Raw genomic sequence first — 26393 nt, forward strand, 5'->3', positions numbered from 1 at the left:
TCCACCTGTTGGACGCGCAGGAATGCCGCGTCGATCGAATTCCTACAAGATACATCGTGTTTAGGCGGGACAAGCGCGAAGACGGGCCGTTCTGGAAATTCGGCGCAACGTGCATTAAATGAACGCGACAAAGGGGAACCCGGCCATGTTCCGTCGTCTGAAGGCCTATCTCGATTCGATCCATGCGCGCGATCCCGCGCCGCGTAGCCGTGCCGAAATCCTGCTCTACCCGGGAATATGGGCGGTCTTCTATCATCGCATCGCGCACCGGCTGTTCAAGCGTGGCTGGTTCTTCCTCGCCCGCGCAGTCAATCACTGGTCGCGCTGGATGACTGCGATCGACATCCACCCCGGCGCGACGATTGGCCGCAACTTCTTCATCGACCATGGCTTCGTCGTGATCGGCGAGACCGCCGAGATCGGCGACAATGTGACGATCTATCAATGCGTCACTTTGGGCGGCACCAGCCCCGACAACGGCGTTGTCGGCAAGCGCCATCCGACGATCCTCGACGGCGTCATCATCGGCTCGGGCGCGCAGGTGCTTGGGCCGATCACCGTCGGCGAGCGCTCGCGGATCGGCGCCAATGCCGTCGTGACCCGCGACGTGCCCGAAGGCGCAGTGATGGTCGGCATTCCGGCCAAGCCGATGCTCGTCGAGGCGGCGACATGGCAAAAGGATTTCGTGCCTTATGGCACGCCGTGCAGCGAGACGTTCGATCCCGCCACGCAGAAGCTCGAGATCATGCGCTGCGAACTCGAGACGCTGCGCAAGCGGCTCGACGCGATGATCGAATCCGGTGCGACGGACAGCAAGACAGGGCGTCGCGACCGCGCCTGATGGGAACCGTGACGCCACTTCCGATCGGCCGCCCCTCGCAGGTCGGTTTCGAGCGTATCGAGCTGACGCGGATCCTCGATCTCTACGGCCGGATGGTCGCCGCGGGGCATTGGAAGGATTACGCGATCCAGTTCGATGGCGAGGCCGCGATGTTCGCCGCCTTCCGCCGCGCGGCGGAGCGCCCCGAATATCGGATCGAAAAGCGCCCGGCGCTGCGCAATCGGCAGGGCATGTGGGCTTTGGTCAACGAAGCCGGGATGATCCTCAAGCGCGGGCATGAACTAGGCCCGGTGCTCGCGCCGGTCGAGCGCCGGCTGATGAAATTGGTGGGCGAGTAGCCGCTATTTCGCCGGCGTGGCCGGCTTCGGCCGCTCGGGGGTGTATTGCGCCGAGGCGAGCTTCCATGTGCCGCTCGATCGCACCGCCAGGAAGCCAAGGCAAAAGCGCGCGTCGCAGGGCCGGAATATTGCGTCGTGACCTCTTCCTTCTCCATTCATTGCCAAAGGCCCGGGAGTCGCCTCCCGGGCCCTCGTCAAGCGGGTTTCGATCTCAGGCGATCGCTACCTGCTGAGTGGGAGGCAGTCGGCTCTCCAGCGCGTTGCCGAGCAGACCGATCACGCTGCGCCGCATCGGCTGCCAGAAAGCCGAGAGCGTGAGCAGTGCCGATCCGATCACCAATGCGGTGAGCGCCGCGGCAAGCTCGACAGCACCGCTCTGCTCGAACAGCGCATACATCGCCCAGAGCACATAGACGAGGCTCGAGACGAGCAGCGCGCGCCGGTCGACCGCCAGCGCCACCGCGGCGAAGACGATGTAGAGCGCGAGCACCACGCCGGCCATCGGGGCGGCGATGTCGCCGTCGAACACGCCGAGCATGTGGAAGACCGGGTGGGCGATCAGCGGCGCCGCGGCGAGATGAAGCCAGAAGGCGACGTCGGAGCGGCGGGTGCGGCGCTCGCGGTCCGACATGTCCCAGCGCATCGCGAAGCCGAAGACGAGCAGGCCGGCGATCAGCAGCATCAGATTGAGCGAGTCCTGCGAAGCGGGAACGAATGCAGTGATCGCGCCGACTGCGACCGCGACGAGGGCGAGCGCGCCCACCGCCACGGTGATCGGCACCATGAAGCGCCGCCAGTGCAGCCAGGTCGCCCCCGCGGTGACGATCCCGGTGACGATCCCGATCGCGCCGGCGAGCTGGCGATGCTGGAGTTCGGTGGTGAGGCCGAATTGCTCCGAGAGCCAAGGCGCGTTCGCGCCCCAGATCGCCCCGAACCCCGCGAAGATGCCGCCGGCGAAGCCGAGCAACAACAGAATGCTGGGAAGCGCCATGCGGCGCTGCCGGGTGAAATATTCGGCGAGCAACCAGCTGGTGATCGATACCGCAAACCCGCCGAATGCCGCAGCGACGCCGACCTGACGCGGCCCCTCGTTCGCATCGAGATCCATGATCTGCGCGCCGATATAGAAGCCGATCCACCCGACCGCGACGAGGATCAGGATCGCCGCGATACCGACGAAGATGTCGTTGAAGCCGGTCAGCAGCCGGAAGCTCTCTTCGTCGACAGTGGGCGTCGATCGACTTGCCGCAACATGGTTCCTCAGGGCCGCCGCGGCATCTTGCGAGATCGCTCCCGCCTCCACCGCGCCTGCCAGGTCGCTTTCGCTGTACATGGGCAATCCTCCTGTTGTGAGGTCTGCCTAGCATAAGTGTATTAGTGAAACAATACGGTGAGGCGCTATTGCAGCTGCGACATGATCGACATCGTCTGTTCGGCCCCCGAATTGGGCACGATCTCGCCTTTGCGGTCGATAATTTCGTTCCACTGCACGGCGACGCTTTCTGGTGTCAGTTCGGCCAGTCTGGCGCCGGGGGTCAGCGTGACATACGCCGCCTGGACCACGCCCGCGCCGGCGCCGATGATCATGTTGGTGGGGGCGTCTTCGGAGACGAGGAACAGCGCGGCGGGGGCGACCTTCTCGGGCGCGAAGGCTTTGAATGCCGCTTCGGGGAAGATGTCCTCGGTCATCCGCGTGCCGGCAACCGGCGCGATCGTGTTGACCTTGATCCCGTATTTGGCGCCTTCGAGGTGCAGCGTCTTGGCGAGGCCGGCCAGCCCGAGCTTGGCAGCGCCATAATTGGCCTGCCCGAAATTGCCGAACAGCCCGGTCGACGAGGCGGTCATCAGGATCCGCCCGTAATTCTGGTCGCGCATCGTGTCCCACACCGCTTTGGTGCAATTGGCGGAGCCATTGAGATGGACGTCGACGACGAAGCGGAAATCCTCGGGCTCCATCTTGGCGAAGCTGCGGTCGCGGAGCACCCCGGCATTGTTGATCAATATGTCGATCCGGCCCCAGCGCGCCTTCGCCGCCTCGACCATCGCGACCATCTGGTCATATTCGGTGACGCTGCCGCCGTTCGAAAATGCCTCGCCGCCCGCGGTTTCGATCTCCTGAACCACCGCGAGGGCGGCGTCCGAATGGCCGGTGCCGTCGCGCGCGCCGCCGAGATCGTTGACCACCACTTTCGCGCCGCGCCGCGCCAGCTCGAGCGCATAAGCGCGGCCGAGACCGCCACCCGCGCCTGTGACGATGGCGACGCGATTGTCGAAACTAATGGTCATCGGAAGCGCTCCCTATGCTCTGGAATGCTTCCTAGACCTATTCATCTCAGGCTGAACAGCCTGCGGTTCGCCCTCAGCGCCCGCCGCGCTGGCGGCACTGATCCTTCACCGTTTTCGAGCACGGCGGATAGGCATTCGGCGCGGCCGTCGGCGCGGGAGCGGCGGCGGCCGTCGTCGTATCGGGCGCCGGAGCTGCCGCATCGGCCGGCGGCACAGCCGGCGCGGCGGTCGCATCGGGAGAGGCCGTCGCGTCGGGTGCGGCGGCAGCGTCGGTGGTCGTCGTGCCCGAACCGGTGGTGCCGGTCGTCGGGTCGGCGGGAGGCGTATTGGCATCCGGCGTGGTCGTCGTAGGCGATTCCGGTGCCGTGGTAGTGGCAGGCGGAGTGGTCTGCTGCGGGGTCTCTTGGGCGACGGCCGTGCCGCCGATAGCGGCGAGAGCGGCCGCCAATGCGATAAGCTTCATCAAAGCTTCTCCTGAATTAATCCTCGGACGCAGCATGCGCGTCCGGGATTATTAACGCCGGAGAAAGCCGGTTAGCTCCTCAGTTCCCCGCGTCCAGGGCATAGCCCGCCGAACGAACGGTGCGGATGATGTCCGGGCGGTCGCCATTGTTGATCGCCTTGCGCAGCCGCCGGATGTGGACGTCGACCGTGCGCGATTCGATGTCGCTGTCATGTCCCCACACCGCATCGAGCAGCCGCTCGCGCGAGAAAACCCAGCCCGGATGCTCGAGGAAATGCTTGAGCAGGCGGAATTCGGTCGGCCCCAGCGACACTACTTCGCCGCCGCGACGCACCTTGTGCCCCACCGTGTCCATCTCGATGTCCGAGTAGCTCAGTGCCTCGCCCGCCAGCGCCGGGCGCACCCGCCGCAGCACCGCGCCGACCCGTGCCACCAGCTCGCGCGGGGAGAAGGGCTTGGTGACGTAATCGTCCGCCCCGGTCTCGAGCCCGCGCACCCGATCCTCTTCCTCGCCGCGGGCGGTGAGCATGATGATCGGAATATTGGCGGTCTCGGGCATGCGGCGGAGCCGCCGGCACACCTCGATCCCCGAAAGCCCCTCGACCATCCAGTCGAGCAATACGATGTCGGGTGTCGCTTCCTTGGCGAGCAGCAGGGCTTCCTCGCCGTCAGGGGTGTGCTTGACTTCGTAATCCTCACGCTTGAAGTGCCACGTCACCAGCTCGGCGATCGCGGCGTCGTCCTCGACGAGAAGCATCTTTACCCGGGCCATGTACGCGTCCTCATGCGGTTGCCGCTTCGTCGGCCAGATAGCGGCCGGTCGCGGCGAAATATACCATCTCGGCCACGTTGGTGGCATGGTCGCCGATGCGTTCGATGTTCTTGGCGACGAACAGCAAATGCGCCACCTGGCTCACCGTGCGCGGATTCTCGACCATGAAGGTCACCAAAGTGCGGAAGATCGAATCGTAGAAATCATCGAGCGCGCTGTCGCGCACGCAGATCTCGGCGGCGACCTCGGCGTTGCGCGAGGCGAACGCGTCGAGCACGTCGTGGACCATGTCGCTCGCCATCTGCGCCATTGCGGGCAGCAGCGACAGCGCCTCGATCCGGTCCTCGCCGGCGGTGTGGATCAGCGGCACCCGCTTGGCGACGTTCTTGGCATAGTCGCCGATCCGCTCGACCACCGCGGCGATCTTGAGTGCCGCGATCACTTCGCGCAGATCGTCGGCCATCGGCGCGCGCAGCGCGATCACCCGGACGACGAGCTTCTCGACCTCGCCTTCGATCGCGTCGATCTGCTTGTCCTTCTTGCGGACCTCCTCGGCGAGCGCGGTATCGCCGCGCTGGAGCGCCTTCATCGCGTCGTGGATCGCCTGTTCAGCGAGCCCGCCCATCTGGCTGATCAGCGCGCGGAGCTGCTTGATGTCCTGGTCGAACGCCTTGACGGTATGTTCCTGCCCCGTGCCCATCAGCCGTACCTTCCGGTAATATAATCTTTCGTGCGCTCTTCGCGCGGCGTCGTGAAGATCTGGTCGGTTTCGCCATATTCCACCAGCGTGCCGAGATGGAAGAAGGCGGTGCGCTGGCTGACCCGCGCAGCCTGTTGCATATTGTGCGTGACGATCGCGATCGCATAGCGCCCGCGCAGTTCGTGGATCAGTTCCTCGATCTTGGCGGTGGCGATCGGATCGAGCGCCGATGCGGGCTCGTCCATCAGGATCACTTCGGGATCGACTGCGATCGCGCGGGCGATGCACAGCCGTTGCTGCTGGCCGCCCGAAAGCGCGGTGCCGCTGTCCTGCAGCCGGTCCTTCACTTCTTCCCACAGCCCGGCGCGCTTGAGCGAGCGCTCGACGACTGCCTCCAGCTCGCTCTTCGACGCAGCCAGCCCGTGGATGCGCGGGCCGTAGGCGACGTTCTCGAAGATCGATTTGGGGAAGGGGTTGGGCTTCTGGAACACCATGCCGACGCGCGCGCGCAGCTGCACCACGTCCATCGCCGACGAATAGATGTTCTCGCCGTCCAGCATGATGTCGCCGGTCACGCGCGCGCTGGCGATCGTGTCGTTCATCCGGTTGAGCGTGCGCAGGAAGGTCGATTTGCCGCAGCCCGAAGGGCCGATGAACGCAGTGACCTTGTCCATGTCGATGTCGATCGACACGTCCTTAACGGCCTGCTTGTCGCCATAGAAGACGCTCACGCCGCGGGCGGACATTTTATGTGTAACGTCGGTCATCACCAGCGGGTCTCGAATTTGTTGCGAAGATAGATTGCGAGCCCGTTCATGGCGAGCAGGAACACCAGCAGCACGATAATCGCGGCGCTGGTCTTCTCGACGAAGCCGCGGCTGACTTCGTCGGACCACAGGAAGATCTGCACCGGCAGCACCGTGGCGGGATCGGTGAAACCGCCCGGCGGGGTGACGATGAACGCGCGCATCCCGATCAGCAGCAGCGGCGCGGTCTCGCCCAATGCGCGCGCCATGCCGATGATCGTGCCGGTCAGGATGCCGGGCATCGCCAGCGGCAGGACATGGTGGAACACCACCTGGATCGGGCTCGCGCCGATGCCCAGCGCCGCGTCACGGATCGAGGGGGGCACCGATTTGATTGCGTTGCGGCTGGCGATGACGATCACCGGCATGATCATCAGTGCAAGCGTGAGCCCGCCGACCAGTGCCGCCGAGCGCGGTAGCAGCGGGCCGAATTGATAGCCGAACAGGCTCCAGCTGCCGAGGAACACCGCGAGCCCGAGCAGGCCGAAGATGATCGAGGGCACCGCCGCGAGATTGTTGATCGAAACCTCGATCAGGTCGGTCCAGCGGTTCTTCGGCGCATATTCCTCGAGATAGATCGCCGAGAGCACGCCGACCGGGAAGGCGATCAGGAAGGTCACCGCCATGGTCAGCAGCGAGCCCTTGAGAGCCCCCCAGATGCCGACCGCCACCGGATCGGTGGAGTCGGATTCGTACAGGAAATCCATGTTGAAGTGCCGCGACAGCGCACCCGCTTGTTGCAGCTTCGCCGCCGCGGCCTTCACCTCGGCATTGCCGTCGCCGCGCACCGCCTGGTCGATCTCGGTCGAGGCGGGCACGTCGAGAGTGACCTTGCGGTCGAGCACGGAGGGATCGTGCTTGATCGCCTCGCGTACGCGCAACCAGGCGCTCTCCGAGATGAACTCCTCGCCGCCCGCGCCGAACGCTGTCGCCGCAGCGCCCTTGACGGTATTCTCCAGCCCGGCACCCGCCAGCGCGAGATCGGCGCCGGGCGTGGCGAGCTGCGTGCGCTCGACCACCATCCCCGACGCCGGGAAATCGATCGTCAGCGCCACGTCGGTGCGCGTGAAGCCGCGCCAGCCATTCGCGACCATGGTGATCAGCAAAAAGGCGAGGAACGCCGCCGACAGCGTCACCGCCGCCAGCCCGAAGAGGCGGAAGCGCCGCTCGCGGGCATAGCGCCGGCGGATGCGCTTCTGCATCGTCGTTGCGTTCCAGTCCGTCGGCGCACGGAGGGTGGGGGCGCTATTCATAGGCTTCCCGATATTTCTTCACCACGCGGAGCGCGACGATGTTGAGCAGCAGCGTGATCACGAACAAGGTGAGCCCCAGCGCGAAGGCGGCGAGCGTCTTGGGGCTGTCGAACTCGCTTTCGCCCGTGAGCAGGTCGACGATCTGCTTGGTGACGGTTGTCGCGCTCTCGAACGGATTGAGCGTGATGTTCGCGGCACCCGATGCGGCCATCACCACGATCATCGTCTCGCCGATCGCGCGGCTCACCGCGAGTAGCACGCCTGCGACCACGCCGGGCAATGCGGCGGGGATCAGCACCCGCGAGATCGTCTCGCTGGTCGTCGCGCCCATCGCGAGGCTGCCGTCGCGCATCGCGGTCGGCACCGCGGCGATCGAATCGTCGGCCATCGACGAGACGAACGGGATGATCATCACCCCCATCACCAGGCCCGCGGCCAGCGCGCTCTCCGACGACGCATAGGTATAGCCGAACGACACCGCGAGATCGCGCACCGCGGGCGCCACGGTCAATGCGGCGAAATAGCCATAGACCACGGTCGGCACGCCGGCGAGCATCTCGAGGGTCGGCTTCATCCAGCGGCGCACGCGCGGCGCGGCATATTGGGTGAGGTAGATCGCGCTCATCAACCCGAACGGGATCGCGACGATCATCGCGATCACCGCACCGATGAAGAAGGTCCCCCAGAACAGGGGCACCGCGCCCAGCGACTTGCCCGGATCGGCGGCGTCGATCACCTGCGGGCTCCAATGCGTGCCGAACAGGAAGTCGGTGATCGGCACTTGCTGGAAGAAACGCAGCGATTCCCACAATAGCGACAGGAAGATCCCGAGCGTGGTCAGGATCGCGATCAGCGATGCGACCAGCAACAGCACCATCACGCCGCGCTCGACCTGGCTGCGCGCCTTGAAGTGCGCGCCCACGCGAGTCAGCGCGAAGGCCGCGCCGGCAAAGGCGAGCAGGATCGCCACACCGGTGCCCATCCAGCCATAATAGGTCTGCGCCGAACGGGTGGGGGCGACGAGCTGCTCGGCCACGGGATCGAACGCAGTGGCGGCGTGTTCGCTGGCGACGCGCTTGGCCTCCGCGAGCAGCGCATCGCGCTCGAACGCGAATTGCGGGAGCTGAGCCGCCGCCGGATGCTCGAGCACCGCCTGTTTGATCAGCCCCGGGCTCAACGCGCTCCACACCGCCACGAACAGCAAGGCGGGCAAGATGGTCCACATCGCGACGTACATGCCGTGCTGGCCCGGCAGCGAATGCAGCCGCTTGGCGCCCCCCCGGTCGAACCGGTTGGCGCGGGCGCGGGCAGTGAGCCAGCCGATCAGGCCGAGCCCGGCGATCAGGAAGAGAAGTGCGAAGGCGTTCATCAGTGCAGCCCGGCCGGATCGAGTGCGGTGCGCTGCGCCACCACCTGCGCCGAATGCGTGCGCAGTGCATCGGGCGCCGCGATCAGCCCGCGCTGGGTGAGTTTGCCCTTGGGGTTCCACATCGTCGCGTAGAGCGCGACGAAGTCGGACAGCCCCGGCACCGCGCGCAGATGGCGCTTCTTCACATAGAGGAACAGCGGCCGCGCGCCCGGATAAGTGCCGTCGGCGATCGTCGCATAGCTTGGCGCGACTCCCTCGATCGGCACGCCGTGCAGCCGGTCGATATTTTCCTCGAGATACGAATAGCCGAACACGCCGAGCGCGTTGGGGTTCGCCGCAAGGCCCTGGACGATCAGATTGTCGTTCTCGCCCTTGTCGATATAGGGTCCGTCGTCGCGGATCCGCTTGCAGCGGCTGTCATAGGGCGCGGTGTCCTTGGCGGCCTTGAGCGCCTTGGCTTGCGGATCGGCCTTGGCGCAGCCCGGCTCTAGCACCAGTTCGACCAGTGCGTCGCGCGTGCCGCTGGTCGCGGGCGGACCCATTACCTGGATCGGCAGCGCGGGAAGCGCCGGATTGACGTCGCGCCATGTCCGCGCGGTGTTGGGCTTGCCCAGCGGATTGGCGGCGAGCGCCAGATAGACGTCCTGCTTGCTCAGCGCGAGCCTGGGGCCGTTGTTCGCCTCGGCCAGCGCCACGCCGTCGACGCCGATCTGGACTTCGATGATCTCGCCGACCTGGTTGGTCTGGCAGAGCTGATATTCGGATTTCTTGATTCGCCGGCTGGCATTGGCGATGTCGGGGAATTCCCAGCCCACGCCTTCGCAAAAGCGCTTGAGCCCCGCGCCGGTGCCGATCGATTCGACCACCGGCGCCTTGCGCCCGCCGCCCTGGTTGACGAACGTCTCGGCGACCGCGGTGGTGAACGGATAGACCGTCGACGAGCCGACGACGCGGATCTCGCGCGCCGTGTTGCTGTCGCAACCGGCGAGCGTGAGCGCCGCCGCTGCAATCAGGCCAAACCTGCCGAAAATGTCGCGAACTCCCGAAAACCCCGAGTCGTGCACGTCGGCACGCAGGCCGCATGTCTTTCAGCACGGTTACGTCTTTATGACACTCGCCGGACCGGCAGCACCATCGTCACGGTCGTGCCCTTGCCGACGACGCTCGCGATATCGAGCCGGCCGCGGTGGCGCTCGACGATGTGCTTGACGATCGCCAGCCCCAGTCCGGTGCCGCCCAGCGAGCGGCTGCGTCCCGAATCGACACGATAAAAGCGTTCGGTCAGCCGCGGAATATGCTGCGGCGGGATGCCTTCGCCTTCGTCGGAGACGGTGAGGCGCACCATCGCCTCGCCCTCCGGCTGGAGCAGAATCGTCACCGGGGTGCCCTCGCGGCCATATTTCATCGCATTGCCGATGACGTTGTGGAGCAATTGGCTGAGCTGGGTCGGATCACCCGCGACCGGCGCCACGTCGGCGATATGGGTCACCAGATCAGCAGCGCGCGGGCTGCCCGAAAGCTCCGTCGTTACTTGCCCGATCAGCTCGGGAAGGTTCACTGCCTTGTCGGGCGCGCGATATTTCTCGGCTTCGATCCGGCTCAGCGAGATCAGATCCTCGATCAGCCGCTGCATCCGCTGGGCCTCGCCGAACACGATCTTGAGGAAGCGGGCGCGGGTCCCCGGATCGTCGCCGGCGTCCTCGCGCAGCGTCTCGACATAGCCGAGCAGCGAGGCGAGGGGAGTGCGCAGCTCGTGGCTGGCATTGGCGACGAAATCGACGCGCATCCGCTCGGCGGCATAGCTGCCGGTGCGGTCGATCAGATGGACCACACGCCGCCCGTCGCCGAGCGTGCGCACGCGCATCTCCCAGCGCTGGTCGCGGGTGCCGAGGCCGACCAGATGGATCGGCGCGCCGGGGTTGGCGTCGTCAGGACGCATCAGTCGCTCGGCGGCCGCCGGGTGCCGGATCGCGACGCGGACGTCCTCGCCTAGCACATGCTCGCCCAGCAGCTCGCGCGCGCCCTGATTGGCCGCCTCGACCCGGCTGTCGGCAATCACCAGCAGCGGCTCGCCGATCGCCTCGATCACTTCCGCGATCGCCGGCTCGCTGTCCGCGGACGGCATGGCGGATATCGGCGAGGCAGGGGCGTGGTCGCTTCCGCTCGCCGCGATCAGCACCGCCGCCGCCGCGCAGACCAGAACGACGAGGCTCGCTTGCGCATCCCCATTGAGCAACAGGCTAGCGCCCGCGGCGATTGCCGCGACGACGAGCGCCAACGCTGTCCGGACCCCGAGAAAGGAATGCATATGTCCCGTTCTAGGCATGGATTTACGATTGCGAAAGCCGCGTGGGCGCATGACAAGGCATCATGGCTGATGAAAGCTCCGGACCCATCGCTTCGCGCCGCCGCGCATTGATGCTCGGCGCTGCGGGTGCGTCGGCGATCGTCTCGATCCGTCCGGCGCTCGCGCAGACCAGCGCGTCGGTGATGAATTGCGAGATTCCGGTCCCCGATCCGGCGCGCGCGGGCAGCTACATTGCGGCTGACGGCACGCTGGTGCCCGCCGGCACCCCCGGCGCCTATCCGCCGGCGGGAACCGCCTTCAAGGCCGAGGACGTCAAGCGCGCGCTTACGGGCGGGACGCTGCCGGGCACCGATTACGAGCGCAGCCGCGCCTACACCAATTACATCCGCCGCCTGCAATCGGGCACCAGCGGCTTCACTTGCTTCGCCTCGCTGCAGATGCCGCGCGGCTGAGGCCGTGGAGATCCCGCTGTACCGCGCTGCGGCCCCCGAGACGCTGCGCATCCTGCCGCTCGATGCGCTGACGCTGATCTATCATCGGTCCTCGGGCATCACCCATATCGTCGACAGCCCGGTACCCGAGATCCTCGAGGCGCTCGCTGCCGAATCGCTGGCGGTGCCCGATTTGCTCGCGCGGCTCGGCGAGCGGTTCGATCTGGTGGACGCCGACGCCGAAGCGCTGGCCGCCCGGCTCGACGAACTCGCGGCGGTCGGCCTCGTGGAGCGGCTGTGCGCCATCTGACCCGACTCCGCATCGGCCCGGTCGGCTTCCGTGTCGGCAGCGACTGGCGTGCGCCGATCGCCGTGCTCGAAGATCTCTACCGCGACTATCCGGCGCCCGAGGACGGCATCCCCGACTTCAACGTCCATCTCTTCGCCGCGCGGCCGTGGCGTCGCTTTCTGCGCCCCTCGGTCCATATCGGCGGCGACTTCGTCATTCCCGACGCTGCCCCGTTGCCGCTCGCGCAGGGGCTGCTCGCCGCGGAGATGGGGATGAACCTGCAAATGGCGCTCGGCCAGCGCCGCTATTTGCTGCTCCATGCCTCGGCGGTCGAGCGCGACGGCAAGGCGCTGCTGATGACCGGCATGTCGGGCGCGGGCAAATCGACGCTCGCCGCCTTGCTGATGGCCAAGGGCTGGCGGCTGATAGGGGACGAGTTCGCGCTGCTCGATCCCGCGACCGGGCTGATCCATGGCTTTCCGCGGCTGATCAGCCTCAAGAACGAGGCGATCGCAGTCATGGAAGCAGCATTGCCGCACGCCCGTTTCGGCCCGCTGCTCGAAGGCACGCCGAAGGGCAGTATTCGCCATCTCGTCCCGGATGCGCATGCCATCGCTACGATGGCCGAGCCCGCCGCGCCGCATTTGGTCCTGTTCCCCAGCTATGGATTCGCCGCCGCCGAGCGCGAAGTGCTGCCGAGCGAGACCTTCGTCCGCCTGACCCAGGCCTCGACCAATTATGTCGCGCTTGCCGAGCGGGGCTTCGACGCGCTGACCGATCTTGTCCGCAAGACCCCGGCGCGCGCGCTCGATTATCCCGATACGGTAACCGCGCTCGCGGCGGTCGAGCGGTTGTGGAACGCGGCATGACCGACGCGCGCATCCTCACCGAAGCGCTGCGCGACCCGGCAACGGTCGCGCGCCTCGACCCGGAGGGCTGGACCGCATTGCTCGCCATCGCCCGCGCCGAGCAACTGATCGGCACCCTCTCGCATCGGCTCGACGGCCTGCCGATGCCCGGCGCCGCGGCGCGCATTCTTTCGGACGCGCGCGCCTCCGCGGAGCAGGGCCGGATCGCCGCTTTGTGGGAAGCGGAAATGGCGCGCCGGGCGCTCGCCCCCCTCGGCATCGACGTGATCCTGCTCAAGGGCACTGCCTATGCCGCGGCCGGGTTCGCCGCCAGCGCCGGCCGTTCGATCGGCGATCTCGACATCCTCGTCCCGCGCGCGCAGCTCGACGCGGCCGAGGCTGCCTTGCTCGCCACCGGCTGGGAATGGGTGAAGCCCGATCCCTATGACGATCTCTATTATCGCCGCTGGATGCACGAGCTGCCGCCGCTGATCCACCGCGATCGCGATCGGATGATCGACGTCCACCACACCATCCTCCCGCTCACTGCGCGCATCACCCCCGACGCGGATGCGCTGATCGCAGACAGCGTGGCACTGGGAAATGGTCTTCGCATTCTCGCGTCCGCGGACAGGATCTGCCATGCCGCCGCCCATCTGATCGCCGATGGCGATCTCGCCGGCGGGCTGCGCAACCTCTGGGACATCCATTGTCTCGTCGAGGAGTGCGGCACCGCAGGCCTCGCCGAACGCGCCGCGCTTCACGGCCTGACGGCGGCCGTCGAGCGTGCGCTGCGCCTCGCCGGGCGGCTCTACGGTACCGGCAACCATGCCAGCGGGGCGGCGGGCAAGGACCAATGGTATCTGCGGCGCTTGCTGGCGCGTGACGGCTGGGGCCGGCCTGCCCGCAAGTTCACGCGCCTGGGCTTCTATGTGCGCAGCCATTGGCTACGGATGCCGCCCGTGTTGCTTGCACAACATTTGTTCAAGAAATGGCGCAAAGATCAGAATTGAATAAACTATTAATCATAGTTGTTGTGTGAATGGTTCGCCAATTATGGGCGGATAGCTAGTAAAAATCCGCCTATCTATTCTGACGGCACGTGCCCCATGCTGCCATTTTCAGTTGAAGGTGTGCTGGTCGGCTATTACATGCGCTCGGGTTATGCCCGAAAAATAATCAACTTCGGGCGAAACAACCTTTCGGCGCACCAGCGCCGGCGGGGGGCGGGGGTTCCGCGTTAGCGGTTTGTTAACCTTTCCCAAGCGAAAGTTAACTTGCGACCGGAACAATCGGGGCAAACGGCAAGGGGCGCAGATTGATGTAGTTCAAGGCAGTGAGGCTTTTGTGATCGACGCACCCGCGCAGGCTTTGGAATCCGCCGACGCTAAGACGATCGTCGATGCATTGTGGTCGAACTGGCCTATCGTCGTGACGCTGCGTGCCGCCGATATCGGAATGGTCAGCCCCGACCGGATGACTGATTTCATCCGCAACTTCCAGGATCTCAGCGATGCCGGCCTGATCAGCTACGAAGCGTTCGTGGTCGGGCCGGGTGGTCCGCAGGTCGTCGACGCGACGCTCACTGCGCGCGGTCGCGCCTTATTGTCGACGCGGATCCATCCGCCGATGATGCCGCATCAGCTGGCGAGCTGAGGCTGGCGGGTCAGATCCGCGACGATATCGGCCACGGTGCGCAGGATCTTGAGATCATGCCCGTCGAACAGGCGCTGTCCGCGCTGGATCGCGACGATGCGTCCCAGCGGCGCGCCGTCCAGATCGTGGAGCGGAACGCAGGCATAGGATTGAAAGCCGCTCGCCCCGGCCTCGACCGGATCGGCGATCCGCCAGAGCAGTGTTTCCGAAAGCTCGGCCTCTCCACCGGCCAGCAAGATGCCGGCGGTCTTCAGCCGCTCGGGCGCGCCCAGCGCGCGCTGGCGCTCGGCATAAGCGCGAAGATCGATGATGGCGCCGTCGGCCGCCAGGGTGAGCTGGACGAGCTCGGCCAGTCTGGCGGAAGCGACTGCGCCAGCCGGATTCAGGCCGTCATCCGCCACCCGAGAGGCTTGATCTGACCCCCGCAACAACATCCCCTCGAAGCGATTCACGCTTTTTCCCCGTCCATATGCTCGGTCGGATGTACGAGAAATGCAAGACCCCCGCGTAGTCAGGTGAATCACAGGGCGGACGCCGCACCGGCCGCGCCGCGCTCTGCGCGACCGAGACCGCGAAGGTCTCTATCGCGAGCCCGAGCGACGAACCGTCGTTCACGCGCCGGGCTTTCCCCCAAGCATTTCCAACCTCGGGACCAGTTCGTCGAAATGGTCGATCACTGCATCGGCCACCAGTTCCTCAACCGGCTGCATCAGAAAGCCGAAGCTGACTGCGATCGAAGGGATGCCGGCATTCTTCGCCGCCTGAATGTCGAAGATCGAATCGCCGACGAACGCCGCGCGCCCGCCGCCGCAGCGCCGGATCATTTCGCGGATCCCCGCGGGGGAGGGTTTGCGGCTGTCCGGCCCCATCGTGTCGCCGCCGATCACGCAGGCGAAGCGGTGATCGAGCGCCAGTTCCGCTACCAGCTTCACCGCCAGGCTCTCGGACTTGTTGGTGACGATCGCGATTTTCGCGCCGCGCGCATCGAGCGCGTCCATCGCCGCCCCAAGCCCCGGAAACGCGTGCGTCGCCCGCGCGATGTTGTCGCCATAATAAGCGAGCAGTTCGGGATAGGTGCGCTCGAGCACTTCCGGGTCGCAGCCGCCCGAGGCCTCCAGCCCCTGTTGCAGCATATATTTGCCGCCGCGCCCGATCATCGGCCTGACCGCCGCGACGCTCAGCGGCGGACGCTCCAGCAGGCCCAGCGCGTGGTTCAGTGCATCGGTCAGGTCCTCGCTGGTATCGAATAAAGTGCCGTCGAGGTCGAAGCCGATTATGTCGAAGGGGAAGTTGGTCATCGCGCGCCTGCTGCCAGCAACGCTATGGAATTGGCAAGCTTGTCATGGCAGGGGTCTCCGCGGAGGGTATTCATGACAGCGCCGATAGCCGCGATCATCCTTGCTGCGGGCAAGGGCACGCGGATGAAATCCGATACGCACAAGGTGCTCCACCCGCTCGCCGGGCGACCGATGCTGCTGCACCTGATCGACAGCGCCGCGGCGCTCGATCCGGCGCGCACGATCGTCGTGGTCGGCGCGGGGCGCGAGCAGGTCGAGGCGGCGGTCCATCCGTACGGCGCCGAGACGGTGCACCAGGCTGAGCAGCGCGGCACCGGCCATGCGGTGCGGATGGCGGAGGCGGCGCTCGCCGGCTTCGACGGCGACGTGCTGATCCTCTATGGCGACGTGCCGCTGGTGCCGACCGCGACGATGAAGCGGATGCTGGATCGTCTCCATGGCGACGGCGAACCCGCACTGGTCGTGCTGGGCTTCCGACCCGCCGAACCGGGCGCTTATGGGCGCGTGATCGCCAATCCCGACGGCAGCCTCGTCAAGATCGTCGAGTTCAAGGACGCATCGGAGCTGGAGCGCGCCGAGACCCTGTGCAATTCGGGTCTGATGGCCGCCCGGGCGCGGGACTTGTTCGCATTGCTGGGGCAAGTCACGGACGACAATGCCGCCGGTGAATATTACCTCACCGACGTGGTCGGTCTCGCAGTGAGCAGCGGGCGTCTCGCTGCAGTGATCGAAGCGGCCGCGGATGAAGTCGAAGGCGTGAACAGCCGCGGCGAACTCGCCGCGCTGGAGGTATCGTGGCAGCAGGCGCGCCGTGCCCGCGCGATGGCTGACGGCGCCACGTTGATCGCGCCCGAGACGGTTTGGTTTGCTTGGGACACAAGGTTGGGCCGCGATGTGCTGATCGAGCCGAATGTGGTTTTCGGCCCCGGTGTCGATGTCGCCGACCGCGTCACCATCCACGCGTTCAGCCATATCGAGGGCGCGCAGATCGCCAGCGGCGCGGTGGTCGGTCCCTATGCGCGGCTGCGGCCCGGCACGGTGCTCGGCGAGGACGCCAAGGTCGGCAATTTCGTCGAGACCAAGAAGGCGGTGCTCGGCAAAGGCGCCAAGGCCAACCATCTGACCTATCTCGGCGATGCCGAAGTCGGGGCGGGGGCGAATATCGGCGCGGGCACGATCACCTGCAATTACGACGGCTTCTTTAAATATCGTACGAACATCGGCGAAGGCGCGTTCATCGGATCGAACAGCGCGCTGGTCGCGCCGGTGACGATCGGCAAGGATGCCACCGTGGCCGCGGGCTCGGTGGTGACCCGGGATGTCGAGCCCGGCGCGCTCGCGCTGGGACGCGCCCGGCAGGAAGCTCGGCCCGGCTGGGGCACGCGCTTCCGCGAGGCGATGGCGGCGCGTAAACGAGGAGAGAAGCCCGAATGAAGCGATACATTATTGCAGCCGCGGCGCTGATCTTGACGGCCGCCGTACCGGCGCTGGCGCAGACCGGACGCGCAATGAACCCCGCCCAGGCGATCGCTGCGACCGCTGCCGCCGGTTCCGGCACGGTGGAAGGCGTGTTCGAGATGCACGTCGCCTCGGTCGGCGAGTCCGGCTTCAACGTCTATCTCAACTCGAGCGCCGATTATCGCGATGCCGCCAATCTCTCGGTCGAGCTGCATCCGGGGGCGCTCGCCGAGCTCAAAGCCCGGCTGGGCGGCGAGGCGCGCGAACTGCTCGCCGGCAAGCACATCCGGATAAAAGGCGTGGCGCGGCGCGTGCCGATCCCGCGGCGCGACGGCACCAGCTATCACCAGACGCGGATCGACGTCGACCTCGCCAGCCAGATCGAAATCGTCGGCTGATCGCCGGCCATCACGGGAATTCGAAGCAATATGTGCGGAATCGTTGGAATCGTCGGTACCGACAGCGTTGCTGAGCGGCTGTTCGAAGGGCTCAAGCGCCTCGAATATCGCGGCTATGATTCGGCGGGTATCGCCACGCTGCACGACGACGAGATCGACCGCCGCCGCGCCGAGGGCAAGCTGCTCAATCTCGGCAAGCGACTGGCGGAGAGCCCGCTGCCCGGTACGATCGGCATCGCCCATACCCGCTGGGCCACGCACGGCGCGCCGACCGAGGACAATGCCCATCCCCACATTGTCGGCGACGTCTCGATCGTCCACAACGGCATCATCGAGAATTTCAAGCCGCTGCGCGACGCGCTGATCGCCGAAGGCCGCGAGTTCAAGAGCCAGACCGACACCGAAGTCGTCGCGCATCTGGTCAGCCGCGAGCTCGAGCGCGGCAAGACCCCGCGCGAAGCGGTTGCTGCGGTGCTCCCCCAGCTCCACGGCGCCTTCGCGGTCGCCTTTCTGTTCCGCAACGAGCCCGATCTGCTGATCTGCGCCCGGCTCGGTGCGCCGCTGACGGTCGGCTATGGCGAAGGCGAGAATTATCTCGGTTCCGACGCGCATGCGCTCGCCGGGCTCACCCAGCGCATCGCCTATCTCGAGGAAGGCGACTGGGCCGCCGTCGCCCGCGACCGGATCGAGATCTTCGATCGCGACAATAATCCCGTCGCGCGCCCGATCGTCGCCTCGGGCGTATCTCCCGCGCTGATCGACAAGGGCAATCACCGCCACTTCATGCTCAAGGAGATTTACGAGCAGCCGGTGGTGGTCGCGCAGACGCTGGCGTCGTACATCCGCCCGGTCGAGCAGAAGGTCGCGCTCCCCGACATGAGCTTCGACCTGAGCAAGATCGAGCGCGTCGCGATCGTCGCGTGCGGCACGGCGTCCTATGTCGGGATGATCGGCAAATATTGGATCGAGCGTTTCGCGCGGCTGCCGGTCGAAGTCGATGTCGCGTCCGAATTCCGCTACCGCGATCCGATCCTGCTGCCGAACACGCTGGGCGTCGTCGTCAGCCAGTCGGGCGAGACCGCCGACACGCTCGCGGCGCTCCGCCACATGAAGGCGAACGGGGTCACCACCGCGGGCATCATCAACGTGCCGACCAGCTCGATGGCGCGCGAAGTCGATCTTTTGCTCTCGACGCATGCCGGCCCAGAGATCGGCGTCGCGTCGACCAAGGCGTTCACCTGCCAGCTCGCGGTGATGGCGGCGCTCGCGGTCAACCTCGCCCGCGCCAAGGGCAAGCTCGCCGAAGACGAGGAGCGCGAGATCGTCCGCCATTTGCTCGAGGCCCCCGCTGCGATCAACGCTGCGCTGGCGCACGATGCCGAGATCGAGGCGATGGCACACACCATCGCCGCGGCGCGCGACGTGCTCTATCTCGGGCGCGGCCCCGATTACCCGCTCGCACTCGAAGGGGCGCTCAAGCTGAAGGAGATCAGCTACATCCACGCCGAAGGCTATGCCTCGGGCGAGATGAAGCACGGCCCGATCGCGCTGATCGACGAGCATGTCCCGCTGATCGTCCTCGCGCCGTCGGGTCCGCTCTTCGACAAGACCGTCTCGAACATGCAGGAAGCCAAGGCGCGCGGCGCCCGGGTGGTGCTGATCTCGGACGCCGAGGGGCTGGCCCAGGCCGGCGAGGATGCGATCGCGACGATCGAGATGCCCAGCGTCCATCCGCTCATCGCGCCGCTCGTTTATGCGGTGCCGGTGCAATTGCTCGCTTACCATGTCGCGGTGGCGAAAGGCACGGATGTCGATCAGCCGCGCAACCTCGCCAAATCGGTTACGGTCGAATAGCGCGACGGTTTCGGTTTTCCGACTTGGTAAATTACAAGTAAGTTCTGACACTGTTAAATAGGTCCTGACACTTCTAAATAAGTGCCGACACCCGCGGGCAGCGAATCATCCTGTCTCTGCGTCCCGATCGCACAGGCGGGCACCTGGAGACTGTTTCCATGTCGTCCGGCCGACAAGGAGGGCGTGGATCGCGAGCGCGTTCGCTCCCTTCACATCCGTATCCGGATTGTCGCCAATCATCAGAAGGGCTTCCGGCTGCAGGTCGAGCCCTGTCATTGCCCGGTTGAAAAGCAGCGCATGGGGCTTGCCAATAATCCGGTCCGGCCGCCGACCGGCCGCCGCCGTGATCGAGGCGGCAAGCGCTCCCGTCTCGGGCGCGATGCCGTTTGCCACGGGGTGCATATTGTCCGGATTGGCGATCCAGTAGGCGGCACCGTCGCGCACCTGGTTGGCGGCGCGGCACAGAGTGGCGAAATCGAACCCGGGGTCGCGCAGCACCAGCACCGCCGCAGCGTCGCGACCCTGCAGGCACAGGCCGAGACGTTCCGCTTCGCGCCGCATGGCCGGGCCGGCGACGAGCGTGACCGGCCGCCCCGCGAACTGGCGCGCGGCCTCACGCAGCAGGACGTCGCCGGCGAGATGGATGTCGTCGGACGCGACCGCTATCCCGGCAGCAACGAGCTGACCGCGGCACTCGGCGCGCGTCATGGTCGAATTGTTCGAGACGATCGCGATCCGCCCGACGCGGCGGAGAAAGGCGACGGCTCCGGGGTGAAGCCGACTGCCCAGCGCGAGGCAGCCGTCCCAGTCGCAGAGCACAGCCTCCGCGCGACCGGCCGCCGCGCAGAGTTCCGTCCAGCTGGCTGGCATCAAAATGCGAGGTCTTTCTTCAACATCATCTGACCCGGCGTCATTTCGCGAATCCGCGCCAGCATCTCGGCCGAGAGCGGGAACACCTCCGGATAGCGCTCGACCAGCGCGGTATGCGTGATCATGCGCCCGTCCTGCCACAGATGGATCTGGAAGCCCGGCGGCTCCATCTCGAAGAAGCCGCCCTCCTGGGGCTCGGCGCCGAGGTCGAGCGTCACCTGGTGGGCAGTCGAGGGGCAGACGCTGACCAGCCGTCCGCCCACCAACGTCTGGATCGAGCGGTGGATATGCCCGCACAGCACCCGCTCGATATTGGGATGGCGTGCCAGGGTCTCGACAAGCCCCTGCGCCCAGGCCGGGCCGGCGGCGTCCATCAACGTGATGCCGGTGTCGAACGGCGGATGATGAAGTGCGACGACCGTCGGCCGCTCGGGAGCCTCGGCCAGCCGCGCCTCGAGCCAGGCCCGGCGCGCTTCGCAGAACGCGCCCATGTGGTGCACGTCGCTGGTCGAATCGAGCATGATCAGCCGCACCGGATGATGCTCGACCGTGTACTGGACGAAGGGACCGACGCCCGTGAGATGCGGATAGTCGAGCGCCGCCAGCATCGTGTCGCGATGGTCGTGGTTACCGATCACCAGGTAGAAGGGCAGCTCCAGCCGCTCGAGCTGGCGGACGAGTTCGGCATATTCGTCCAGCGTGCCGTGATCGGTGAGGTCGCCGGTGATGATCACGCAGTCGGGTCGCGGACGCAGCGCGTTCACGCGGTCGATTGCGCTCGCGATCATTCCGTTGGTGTCGATCTGGTCCCGATAGGCGCCTTTCCCGCGGGCGACGACATGGGTGTCGGTGAGCTGGACGATGAGCATGGCGATTCTCCAGTGGTCGAATCGCTCTTCCCACTTCCTGTACATCCGTTCAAGCATGTCATTCAAATGTCATGCTTTGGGCGGATATGCACTTTCGCTGCTCAAGAATCGCCTTCTGTACACTCGTAGGGAATTGCGCATGTCCCGCTCCGGTGCCGAGCGGCTGAACATGGTTCAGCTCGCCATCTTCTCGTCGCCCGTGCTGGTCTTCCAGGCGCTGGAGCTGCCGTGGCGGGTGTTCTTGCCGGTATTCTTTTCGGAGACACTGGGGCTGCAACTCGCTGCGGTGGCGGCATTGATGATGTGGATCCGCCTGTTCGACATGGTCGTCGATCCGGTGGTGGGCTGGGCCAGCGACCGCTTTGCCACACCGATCGGCCTCAGGCGTCCCTGGATGGTCGCGAGCGTGCCGCTGATCCTTCTCGGCACGTGGCAGACCTTCTTTGCGGCACCCGGCATCGGCCTCTGGACGCTCGCTTTGTGGTGCCTAGCGATGCACCTCGGCTACACGCTGCTGCTGGTGCCGCATGGAGGCTGGGGGCTGGAGGTCTCCGGAGACTATCACGAGCGCACCCGGATCATGGGCGCCAAGGTGTGGTTCGCCGCCGCGGGCATGCCGTTCGTCCTGCTGCTACCGACGATCCTCGAGTATTTCGGCCGGGACGGCCGTGCCGGGCAGGTGGCGGCGATGGGATGGATGCTGATCCTGATCACGCCCCTGTCGGTGGCGCTGGTGCTCCGCTATATCCCCGAGCCGCCGGTCGACCGGGATGCGGCACGCCGCACCGCGCATCCGCTGCGCCAGTTCAGGACGATGCTGCGTGATCGGACGCTGCTGACGATTCTCATGCTCTACGCGCTGCTCGGCCTGGCCGATGCCGCCAGCGCCGGCACCTTCATATTCTTCGTCGAGCAGGGGCTCGCTCTGGGGCGGGGCGCCAGCGGTCTCATGCTGATCCAGGCGCTGGTGGCTTTGGTCTCGATTCCAGTGTGGGCGGCGGTGAGCCGGCGGTTCGGCAAGCGCCGCGCGCTCGCCGGGGTGTTCGCCTGGCATGCCGCGCTGTCGCCCGTCGCACTGCTGCTGCCTGCCGGCGAGATGGTGCCGCTCGTACTGTTCCTCATCGTCCGCAATTTCTCCTGGGGCGCCGACTATATGCTGCTGCGGGCGCTGGTCGCCGACGTCTCCGGGCGCGATGCGGAGGTCAGCGGCGAGCGCAAATCGGGCAGCTACTATGCGATGTTCAACGTCACGCTGAAGCTCGCCGCGGCGCTCGGCGTCGGCGCGGCGCTGTCGGTGCTCGCCTGGAAGGGGTTCGTGCCCGGCTCGCCGGCAACCGGGGCCGTGGTGACGGCGATCCGATGGGTCTATGCGCTGCCGCCGTGCCTGGCCGGGCTGCTCGGCCTCGTGATCCTGATGCGCGCGACGCCGGAGACTGCGGTGCCCGCAGCGACGCCGGTCGCCCCGCGCGAGGCGATCTCCTGATCGCGCCACTGGCGATCCGCGGACGACGCCCGTAACAAGCACCATGGCTTCGACAATCGCCTCGCCCGGATCCGACGACGATTCCACGCGCCAGCGCATCGTCGAGGAGGCGACCACGCTCGTGGCTGCGGCCGGCATCCGCGGTGCCACCTTGCGCGATGTCGCCGCCCGCTGTGGCGCGGGCGTCGCGAGCATCGCCTATATGTTCGGCAACAAGGATGGGCTGATCGCCGAATGCTTCACCCTCGCAGTCGAACGCGATCGCGTGCGGCTCGCAGCGCTGGCGGCGGAAGCCGAGGCGATGGCGATCGAGCCGACGCTTGCCGGGCCGTTCCTGTGGACATTGTGCGACGAGGCGTGCGGCGAGCGGCGTACCGACATGCTGGTGCTGATCGAGTTGTGGCTCTCGGCCACCGTCACGCCACGCTTCTCCGAGATCTGCCATGCATGGCTGCGCGTCCGGCGCGATGCTTTCCGCGCATTTGCCCGCCTGTTCGGTGCGGATCCGCTCGCGTTCGATATCCTCGGCCTGCACCTGCTCTCGGAGAGCAGCTTCGCCGTGAGCTGCCACGGCTCGGCCGCCTGGCGGCTGCTCGCGCGCGCGGGCTTCATCGAAGCGATGGCGCGCGTCGCGCGACTGGGCAGCGCCGAGGCATCGTCGGGCGTGTCGGCGCTGGCGGCGCGGTTCTTCGCAGATCCCGAAAACGGTAGGGCAGGCGAACCCGAAGCCAAAGCGGGCCGTGGGGCGGAGAGCCGTGCGCGGATCGTCGATGCCGCGGCATCGATCATCGAGGAGGAGGGGCTGGCCGCCGTCACCAATCGCGCCGTGGCCGAGCGCGCAGGCGTGTCGCTCGCGCTCACCACCTATCATTTCAGGTCCGTGACCGAACTGGCCTTTGCCGGGATCCTGCGCGTGTTCGAGAAGGTGAACGCCGGCTTTGTCCGCAATGCCGACAACGCGCCGGAAGCGGCGGCGATTATCGAGCGCGTCCGCAGGCGATCCCAGCCTTCGGGAGTCGAGCGGCTGCGCAGCCGCGGGATGGCGGAGATCTCGCTGGCAGCGGCGCGCAGCGTCGCGCTCGAGTCACTCGGCATCGCGATGCGGCGGCAGCGCGGCACCATCACCCATGCGAGCCTCGGCCGCGGCGTGCGCAGCGGCGTCACCCGCACCCGCGCCGCCTCACATGCGCTCTGGTCCTCGGCAGCGTTCCTGACCGCCGCCGCGATCGGCGAATCGGCGCTCTACGACTTCGAGTCGCAGGCGCGCCTCGCCGCCGCGAGCCTGCTGGACATCGACTGAACATCTGTTCGAATTCGAATCGAGAGCAGCGCGTCAGCGAGAGGGACTGCAAGGCCCGGGACGTATAACTCTATAAAATCTGGGAAAAGTCCGGTGCGGTCGCCGCAGGTGCGGCGGCCTGAACTTTTGCTTCTGCTGTCACAAAAACTGTACATTCGTCCGGTAGCTGCTCCATCAACCCCAAGAAGGAGGCAGCCATGAAGCCGTTACCGAGTGCAATTGCCTTTTTGTCCAGCGTCGCCACCGCTGGACTTTTGTTCAGCACTCCCGCCGCTTACGCCCAGGCCGAGCGCGCCGAAGGCGATACGCCGGCCAGCCAAGTCCAGCCGCCGGAGCAGCGCGACGAGAACGAGATCGTCGTCACCGCGCAGCAGCGCGAGCAGCGGCTCGTCGACGTGCCGGTGCCGGTGACGCAGATGTCCGGCGAGTTGCTGGACACGTTCAGGATCCAGGGCATGGGCGAGCTTTCGCTATACACGCCCGGCCTGCTGGTTCAGGAGCAGAGCGTGCAGCGCTCGGGCTTCAACCTGCGCGGCCTGACCCAGGATGATTCGAGCCCGGTCTCCGAGCCCAGCATCTCGATCTTCGTCGACGGGATCGACAATAGCCGCCAGGCGGGCGCCGTCTCCGAACTGCTCGACGTCAACAACATTCAGGTAATCCGCGGTCCCCAGGGCACGCTGTTCGGCCGGGGCTCGGTGATCGGCGTGCTCGCGATCGAGACGCAGCGGCCGACCAACGAATTCTCCGGCTCGATATCGGCGGAGGTCGGCGAATATGACCTGTTCAACATCACCGGCATCGTCAATGCGCCGCTGGTCGACGACAAGCTGGCGGTTCGCGCCGCGGTGCGCTTCAAGAAGCGCGACGGCGTGGTCGAGAATACCGCCATCCCCGGCGGCCGGCTCAACGGCATCGACACCTTCTACGGGCGCAGCACGATCCGCTTCACTCCGACGGACCGGATCACCTCGGATCTGATCTTCACCTATCAGGAAGATCATCCGCCGGCGACACAGTTCAAGTCGATCGTGGTGCCGCCGGCAGGCGGCGACGTGAGCCCCTTCACTCCCGCCGCGCAGGATCGTCCCGATGCAGGCATCGACCGGACCGTGTGGGGCCTGACCTGGGACAACCGGATCGAGCTGGCAGACGATCTTTCGCTGCGCTCGTTCACCGGCTTCCGCCGGGTCAAGGCCGCCGAGCGCTGGGACGGCGACGGCACGGCCTACGCCTACATAATCGGCAATCAGTTCACTCTGCAGAAACAGTATAGCGAGGAACTGCGCCTCACCTGGCAGCCCGATCCGGGCTTCACCATCACGGGCGGCGGCAGCTGGTTCCACGAGAAGGTCGAGGACACGATCGCGCTCGGCCTCAACGAGCAGTACATGCTCGGCAGCTTCCCAACGATCGCCGCGCCGACCAGGCCGATCACCGCCGTCGCCAGTCTCGGCGGCCGCCCGGTGACAGTGATGAATTACAACGCCCAGATGCGGAACAACGACCGCACCAGCCTCTCGGCCTATGTCAACGTTTCGAAGACCTTCTTCGACCGCCTGACCATTGATGCGGGGCTGCGCTATACGCGGGACGATGCGACCACGGACGCCGCGTCGATCCGCCAGTCGTTCGACGGCGTCGCGCCGATCGCGCTTCCCTTCGGCCTGTTCGGCAATTCGAACGGCGTGTTCGCCAGCAGGAACAACAAGTTCAGCTTCTGGACGCCGCGCGCCGCGGTCTCGTTCAAGATCCTGCCAGACCTCAATGTTTATGCCGGCGTCGCCCGCGGCCTGCGCTCGGGGGTGGTCGACGCGACCTGGAGCCGCACCGCGATCTCGCTCGCGAGCTTCAACATCGTCCAGCCCGAGGAGGTGATGAACTACGAGGCCGGCATCAAGTGGAAGTTCGGCCCAATGAACGCCGACCTGACCTTCTTCAAATATGATTATACCAACCTGCAGGTACGCGATCCGAGCACCATCCTCGGCAGCCTCACCAATGCCGGCAAGGCCGAGGGCAAAGGCTTCGAGGCCTCGCTGCGCGGCGAAGTCGTTCCCGGGCTGAACCTGATCACCAGCTATGCCTATACCGATGCCGGCTACACCTTGTTCTTCGACGCGTCGGGCAGGAATCTGTCGGGCAATCGCTTCCGGCTGTCGCCCGAGCACAAGGCTTCGCTCGGCCTCGCTTACGAGCGTCCGGTCACCGAGACGCTGAACCTCACGGCACGCGTGACCGAATTCTATCAGTCCGAGACCTTCTTCAACGCCGACAACCTGCCCTATGAATCACAAGGCGGCTATGCGCTCACCAATATCGGCATCGGCCTTTCGGGCGCGAGCGGCTGGAGCGTCGAGGCTTACGTCAACAATCTGTTCGACCAGGAATATCTGCTCGATCTCGGCAATACCGGCAAATCCTTCGGCCTGCCCACTGCGATCCGCGGCGAGCCGCGCATCGCCGGCCTGCGCTTCACGCAGAACTTCTGAAGGGAACGCCC

At 66.3% G+C, this 26393-nt stretch carries 28 protein-coding genes; 13 read left to right on the top strand and 15 right to left on the bottom strand.

Annotated elements, in window-relative coordinates:
* Positions 1–145 precede the first annotated feature (145 nt).
* Both epsC and CVN68_RS21250 read left to right on the top strand, forming a co-directional pair.
* A complete protein-coding gene (epsC, locus tag CVN68_RS21245; RefSeq protein WP_100284587.1) occupies positions 146–841 on the top strand; it encodes a serine O-acetyltransferase EpsC in 696 nt (231 codons plus the stop codon).
* A complete protein-coding gene (locus CVN68_RS21250; protein ID WP_100283958.1) occupies positions 841–1179 on the top strand; it encodes a DUF2794 domain-containing protein in 339 nt (112 codons plus the stop codon). Before epsC ends, CVN68_RS21250 begins: the two co-directional genes overlap by 1 nt.
* A 211-nt stretch (positions 1180–1390) precedes the next feature.
* On the opposite strand, the gene CVN68_RS21255 is transcribed toward CVN68_RS21250, so the two are convergent.
* The 10 genes from CVN68_RS21255 to CVN68_RS21300 all read right to left on the bottom strand — a co-directional run bounded on the left by CVN68_RS21255 (position 1391) and on the right by CVN68_RS21300 (position 11136).
* A complete protein-coding gene (locus tag CVN68_RS21255) occupies positions 1391–2512 on the bottom strand; it encodes a hypothetical protein (RefSeq protein ID WP_100283959.1) in 1122 nt (373 codons plus the stop codon).
* Between the two features lie 65 nt (positions 2513–2577).
* Positions 2578–3465, bottom strand: coding sequence for an SDR family NAD(P)-dependent oxidoreductase (locus CVN68_RS21260; RefSeq protein ID WP_100283960.1), 888 nt, complete (start codon positions 3463–3465; stop codon positions 2578–2580).
* A 73-nt stretch (positions 3466–3538) separates the two neighbouring features.
* Complete coding sequence (locus tag CVN68_RS23510) at positions 3539–3928, bottom strand: hypothetical protein (protein ID WP_158299001.1); 390 nt, start codon at positions 3926–3928, stop codon at positions 3539–3541.
* A 79-nt stretch (positions 3929–4007) separates the two neighbouring features.
* Positions 4008–4700, bottom strand: a complete 693-nt coding sequence (gene phoB, locus CVN68_RS21270) for a phosphate regulon transcriptional regulator PhoB (RefSeq protein ID WP_100283961.1) — start codon at positions 4698–4700, stop codon at positions 4008–4010.
* A 10-nt stretch (positions 4701–4710) separates the two neighbouring features.
* Complete coding sequence (gene phoU, locus CVN68_RS21275; protein WP_100283962.1) at positions 4711–5400, bottom strand: phosphate signaling complex protein PhoU; 690 nt, start codon at positions 5398–5400, stop codon at positions 4711–4713.
* Positions 5400–6167, bottom strand: a complete 768-nt coding sequence (gene pstB, locus CVN68_RS21280) for a phosphate ABC transporter ATP-binding protein PstB (protein ID WP_100283963.1) — start codon at positions 6165–6167, stop codon at positions 5400–5402. The genes phoU and pstB overlap by 1 nt, the downstream gene beginning before the upstream one ends.
* Complete coding sequence (gene pstA / locus CVN68_RS21285; RefSeq protein ID WP_233503470.1) at positions 6167–7408, bottom strand: phosphate ABC transporter permease PstA; 1242 nt, start codon at positions 7406–7408, stop codon at positions 6167–6169. The genes pstB and pstA overlap by 1 nt, the downstream gene beginning before the upstream one ends.
* 43 nt (positions 7409–7451) lie before the next feature.
* Positions 7452–8828, bottom strand: a complete 1377-nt coding sequence (gene pstC / locus CVN68_RS21290; protein WP_100283965.1) for a phosphate ABC transporter permease subunit PstC — start codon at positions 8826–8828, stop codon at positions 7452–7454.
* Complete coding sequence (locus CVN68_RS21295) at positions 8828–9892, bottom strand: substrate-binding domain-containing protein (protein ID WP_407695521.1); 1065 nt, start codon at positions 9890–9892, stop codon at positions 8828–8830. Before CVN68_RS21295 ends, pstC begins: the two co-directional genes overlap by 1 nt.
* 41 nt (positions 9893–9933) lie before the next feature.
* Positions 9934–11136, bottom strand: coding sequence for an ATP-binding protein (locus CVN68_RS21300; RefSeq protein ID WP_100283966.1), 1203 nt, complete (start codon positions 11134–11136; stop codon positions 9934–9936).
* A 62-nt stretch (positions 11137–11198) separates the two neighbouring features.
* On the opposite strand from CVN68_RS21300, the gene CVN68_RS21305 reads away from it, so the two are divergent.
* The 5 genes from CVN68_RS21305 (at position 11199) to CVN68_RS21325 (ending at position 14360) form a co-directional block, all read left to right on the top strand.
* Positions 11199–11588, top strand: a complete 390-nt coding sequence (locus CVN68_RS21305) for a hypothetical protein (RefSeq protein WP_100283967.1) — start codon at positions 11199–11201, stop codon at positions 11586–11588.
* A 4-nt stretch (positions 11589–11592) separates the two neighbouring features.
* On the top strand, positions 11593–11877 hold the full coding sequence (locus CVN68_RS21310) for an HPr-rel-A system PqqD family peptide chaperone (protein ID WP_100283968.1): 285 nt from the start codon (positions 11593–11595) through the stop codon (positions 11875–11877).
* Positions 11865–12725 carry an HprK-related kinase A gene (locus tag CVN68_RS21315; protein WP_100283969.1) on the top strand — a complete coding sequence of 287 codons (861 nt, stop codon included), beginning with the start codon at positions 11865–11867 and terminating at the stop codon, positions 12723–12725. The genes CVN68_RS21310 and CVN68_RS21315 overlap by 13 nt, the downstream gene beginning before the upstream one ends.
* Complete coding sequence (locus CVN68_RS21320; RefSeq protein WP_100284589.1) at positions 12722–13717, top strand: nucleotidyltransferase family protein; 996 nt, start codon at positions 12722–12724, stop codon at positions 13715–13717. Before CVN68_RS21315 ends, CVN68_RS21320 begins: the two co-directional genes overlap by 4 nt.
* A 334-nt stretch (positions 13718–14051) precedes the next feature.
* Complete coding sequence (locus CVN68_RS21325) at positions 14052–14360, top strand: hypothetical protein (protein ID WP_100283970.1); 309 nt, start codon at positions 14052–14054, stop codon at positions 14358–14360.
* Here the strand turns inward: CVN68_RS21325 and CVN68_RS21330 are convergent.
* A complete protein-coding gene (locus CVN68_RS21330) occupies positions 14345–14761 on the bottom strand; it encodes a GAF domain-containing protein (protein ID WP_100283971.1) in 417 nt (138 codons plus the stop codon). The genes CVN68_RS21325 and CVN68_RS21330 overlap by 16 nt on opposite strands.
* Before the next feature lie 210 nt (positions 14762–14971).
* Positions 14972–15658, bottom strand: coding sequence for an HAD-IA family hydrolase (locus tag CVN68_RS21335; protein WP_100283972.1), 687 nt, complete (start codon positions 15656–15658; stop codon positions 14972–14974).
* Between the two features lie 72 nt (positions 15659–15730).
* Here CVN68_RS21335 and glmU point away from each other — a divergent pair, with 72 nt between their 5' ends.
* The 3 genes from glmU to glmS are packed head-to-tail and all read left to right on the top strand — an operon-like array spanning position 15731 to position 19368.
* Positions 15731–17092, top strand: a complete 1362-nt coding sequence (gene glmU / locus CVN68_RS21340) for a bifunctional UDP-N-acetylglucosamine diphosphorylase/glucosamine-1-phosphate N-acetyltransferase GlmU (RefSeq protein ID WP_100283973.1) — start codon at positions 15731–15733, stop codon at positions 17090–17092.
* On the top strand, positions 17089–17514 hold the full coding sequence (locus CVN68_RS21345) for a hypothetical protein (RefSeq protein ID WP_100283974.1): 426 nt from the start codon (positions 17089–17091) through the stop codon (positions 17512–17514). The genes glmU and CVN68_RS21345 overlap by 4 nt, the downstream gene beginning before the upstream one ends.
* Before the next feature lie 30 nt (positions 17515–17544).
* Positions 17545–19368 carry a glutamine--fructose-6-phosphate transaminase (isomerizing) gene (gene glmS / locus CVN68_RS21350; RefSeq protein WP_100283975.1) on the top strand — a complete coding sequence of 608 codons (1824 nt, stop codon included), beginning with the start codon at positions 17545–17547 and terminating at the stop codon, positions 19366–19368.
* Between the two features lie 105 nt (positions 19369–19473).
* Here glmS and CVN68_RS21355 read toward each other — a convergent pair whose 3' ends face one another.
* On the bottom strand, positions 19474–20238 hold the full coding sequence (locus tag CVN68_RS21355; protein WP_100283976.1) for an HAD-IIA family hydrolase: 765 nt from the start codon (positions 20236–20238) through the stop codon (positions 19474–19476).
* Positions 20238–21107 carry a phosphodiesterase gene (locus CVN68_RS21360; protein WP_100283977.1) on the bottom strand — a complete coding sequence of 290 codons (870 nt, stop codon included), beginning with the start codon at positions 21105–21107 and terminating at the stop codon, positions 20238–20240. Before CVN68_RS21360 ends, CVN68_RS21355 begins: the two co-directional genes overlap by 1 nt.
* Positions 21108–21246: 139 nt before the next feature.
* On the opposite strand from CVN68_RS21360, the gene CVN68_RS21365 reads away from it, so the two are divergent.
* Together CVN68_RS21365 and CVN68_RS21370 are read left to right on the top strand one after the other, a co-directional pair.
* Positions 21247–22590, top strand: a complete 1344-nt coding sequence (locus CVN68_RS21365) for an MFS transporter (RefSeq protein ID WP_158299002.1) — start codon at positions 21247–21249, stop codon at positions 22588–22590.
* A gap of 43 nt (positions 22591–22633) precedes the next feature.
* A complete protein-coding gene (locus tag CVN68_RS21370; RefSeq protein ID WP_100283979.1) occupies positions 22634–23890 on the top strand; it encodes a TetR/AcrR family transcriptional regulator in 1257 nt (418 codons plus the stop codon).
* Between the two features lie 70 nt (positions 23891–23960).
* On the opposite strand, the gene CVN68_RS23515 is transcribed toward CVN68_RS21370, so the two are convergent.
* Complete coding sequence (locus tag CVN68_RS23515) at positions 23961–24134, bottom strand: hypothetical protein (protein WP_158299003.1); 174 nt, start codon at positions 24132–24134, stop codon at positions 23961–23963.
* A gap of 10 nt (positions 24135–24144) precedes the next feature.
* Between CVN68_RS23515 and CVN68_RS21375 the strand changes: the two genes are divergently transcribed.
* The gene (locus tag CVN68_RS21375) at positions 24145–26382 is read left to right on the top strand and encodes a TonB-dependent receptor (RefSeq protein ID WP_158299004.1); all 2238 of its coding nucleotides are present in this window, start codon (positions 24145–24147) and stop codon (positions 26380–26382) included.
* Positions 26383–26393 lie beyond the last annotated feature (11 nt).

The organism is Sphingomonas psychrotolerans (assembly GCF_002796605.1).
In the GTDB taxonomy this organism is placed as follows: domain Bacteria; phylum Pseudomonadota; class Alphaproteobacteria; order Sphingomonadales; family Sphingomonadaceae; genus Sphingomonas; species Sphingomonas psychrotolerans.